This window comes from Selenomonas sp. (genome assembly GCF_052169755.1).
Classification (GTDB): Bacteria; Bacillota; Negativicutes; order Selenomonadales; family Selenomonadaceae; genus Selenomonas.
Genome location: NZ_JBQNBV010000199.1, coordinates 1 through 2,739, shown reverse-complemented (window position 1 = coordinate 2,739; position 2,739 = coordinate 1). Strand labels below are relative to the sequence as shown.

General features: G+C 56.5%; 3 protein-coding genes. All 3 read right to left on the bottom strand.

Annotated features, from left to right (window positions below; translation table 11 throughout):
• Positions 1 to 929, bottom strand: a 929-nt coding sequence (locus tag ACTTKG_RS10240) for an SNF2-related protein (RefSeq protein ID WP_442674097.1), incomplete at its 3' end; no start/stop codon positions are given.
• Positions 889 to 1,215 (bottom strand): VRR-NUC domain-containing protein, encoded by a 327-nt coding sequence (locus tag ACTTKG_RS10235; protein ID WP_442674096.1) that lies wholly within the window; start codon positions 1,213 to 1,215, stop codon positions 889 to 891. The genes ACTTKG_RS10240 and ACTTKG_RS10235, both read right to left, overlap by 41 nt.
• A gap of 274 nt (positions 1,216 to 1,489) precedes the next feature.
• A partial coding sequence (locus ACTTKG_RS10230) for a VapE domain-containing protein (RefSeq protein ID WP_442674095.1) occupies positions 1,490 to 2,739 on the bottom strand: 1,250 nt, incomplete at its 5' end.

Sequence of the window (2,739 nt, the reverse complement as noted above, 5' to 3'; positions counted from 1 at the left end):
TCGAGTTTGCACGCGTGCAGTTCGTGCGCCTGCCGCTCCTCGTCATAGACAGCGCCGTTTGCGAGCTGCTGCAGCTTGTTCGACAGCGCCGCCGCGCTCATCGCCGTGATCGCCTCGCCGCTTTCCAAAAGCTCAAGCACCATCGTCCGCTCCATATCGTCATAGGCTCTTCGCGCCTTGGCATCCAGCACGACGGGCACGACGTTTTCGATAAGCTCCGGCAGTTCCAAGTAGTCTGCAGCTCTCATGCTCACGCAGATATCGCCGATCGCGGACATGATGGAGTCCTTCGCGCCTGCTTTCGGCTCATACGTGTAGATCACGTCGCGCGATCGCTCGCCCGGTGTGAAGTACCGTTCACGAAAGCCCGTGAACGTCCTGCCCAGCCTCTCCCCGCGATCGAGGAGATAGACTTGGCTCCAAAGGTCGATGATGCCGTTCGGGCTCGGCGTGCCTGTCAGAAGCAGCATACGCTCGATATGCCCGTACATGTGCGCCAGCGCCCGAAATCTCTTGGCACTCGGATTCTTGAAGCTCGACGACTCATCGACGACCACCATATCAAACGGCCAATCGTTTTTGTAGTAGTCGACCAGCCACGGCACATTCTCGCGGTTGATGATGTAGATGTCCGCCGGCGTATTGAGTGCCCGTACGCGCTGCGCTTTCGAGCCCAGCACCGTCGCCATACGTAGGATGCCGATGCCGTCCCACTTCGCCGCCTCCCTCTGCCATGTCGCTTCCGCCACCTTCTTCGGCGCGATCACCAACACGCGGCGCACGGCGAACCTCGCGTACTTCAGCTGATAGATGGCGGCAAGCGTGATACTCGTCTTGCCAAGCCCCATGTCGAGGAACAGCGCCAGCTTCGGCGTATCCAGTACGCGCTCAATGCAATATTTCTGGTAAGCGTGCGGCCGATATTCCATACTGCACCACCTCTCTCGCGATTTTCAAGTAAGATTCGACGCCACCCAAGCCATAGACGACTGCACAATCCGCGCCTAACGCCCGAAGCCTTGTGATCTGCGCCTTCTGCATCCGCGTCGGCTTGCCGCTCTCGCGCTTAAGCTCGATGAAATGCACTGCGCCTCCCGGCAGCGCCACTATGCGGTCAGGCACCCCTGCGTTTCCCGGCGATACCCATTTGTAGGCGACGCCGCCCAAGACCTTTACGCCGTCGCGCAGCCTTGCCTCAATCATTTTCTCGTTCACGCTTTCACCCTCTCTGTGTTACTTTACGCGCGCGCGTATAACATATTCCTATTTAGGCTCTAGCCCCTGCGCCTAATCCCCTATTTTTATACCCTTTATATAATATATTGTTACATGTTACATAAATATGTATAAAGCTAGATAATATAAGGGTTTACAGGGTGTAACCATGGTGTAAACTTTGATGTAACCATTTTACTGTGGAAAAATTTTACAACGTAACATTGCGAGAAAGTTACACATAAGTTCTCAATGTTTACGCGTAACTTTACAGCTACTCGTTCGGCTCGTGCAGCAAGAAGCCTCGCTGCGCACCACAGTACCCAAAGCGCAGAACGGTCTTTGCCCGCTCTGCCCCCGGAAGTCCTGCAAGAATCTGATTGATCTCTTTGGCATCGCTGCGCCGCATCATCTTCGGGTCGCCGTCCAGGCATTCGCACCAAACTTCCAGTGCGCACACGCGATCGCGAGGAACGAGATCCCCCCTATCCTCGAACGATCCCGCCCAGAAAAGTCTCCGTGCGGAAAGCTTCATCGCATGGAAATCCTGCGGTACGGGCTTTTTCACGAAGTCCCGAATCAATCCTTCGCGGATGCTGACCTGTCGGTGTCCGCCCTGCGCGTCCTGCGCCGCCTCGTTGATGCCCTGTTCGTCCAAATACAGCGCCTCGCCTTGCCTAAAACGCTCTGCGGCCTCCGCCCAAATCATGTCTATTTCGTCTGGCAGATCATCCCAAACGCTCTTCAAAGATTCCTGCACGCCTACGTCGATCGGCCAGAACCTGCGGTTCCCTGTGCCGTCTTTCAGAAATTCATGATCGTTGCAAGATCCGAAGAACACGCACTTTCGCGGACGCTCATCCACGCTCCGGCCGTAGGGCTTGCGGAAATAGTCGCTCGTGCGCGAGAGGAACTGCTTGATGGTGTTTTCCTCCGACCGTGAATATCCCGTCATCTCCGACAGTTCGATGATCCATTTCCCCTGCAGCCCTTCGACCGCGTCCTTGCCCTCGAAGCTCGCCAGGCTATCGCTGAACCACGACAGCGCCATATAGCGCAGGAACGTGCTCTTGCCGAGGCCCTGCCTGCCGACAAGCACCGGCACATAGTCATACTTGCAACCCGGCGTCAGCGCCCGGGCTACTGCCGCCGTGAAAGACTTGCGGCAAGCAGCCCTTGTATATGGCGTGTCCTCGGCGCCCAGATAATCCGAGAACAGCGTATCGAGGCGCGGAACGCCGTCCCATGTCAGACCTTCCAGATATTCTCCTACCGCACTGAACGCATTCCGCTCCGCTGCCAGTTCCAACGCACTCAAGATCTTGTCCTTTCCCGTGATGTCGAAGCGATATTCCAGATACCACAAAGCCCCGTTATTGTCGTTGTCCGACCATACGCGCCGCTCTTTTTCCGGATTCCACGGCAAAGCGCCCATAGCGAGTGTCCGTGTGCTGAATGTGTCGAGTGCAATCTTCCCTTTCAGCAGCGGGTCATTCTGCAGGATGCGGATCACGTTGTCCATCG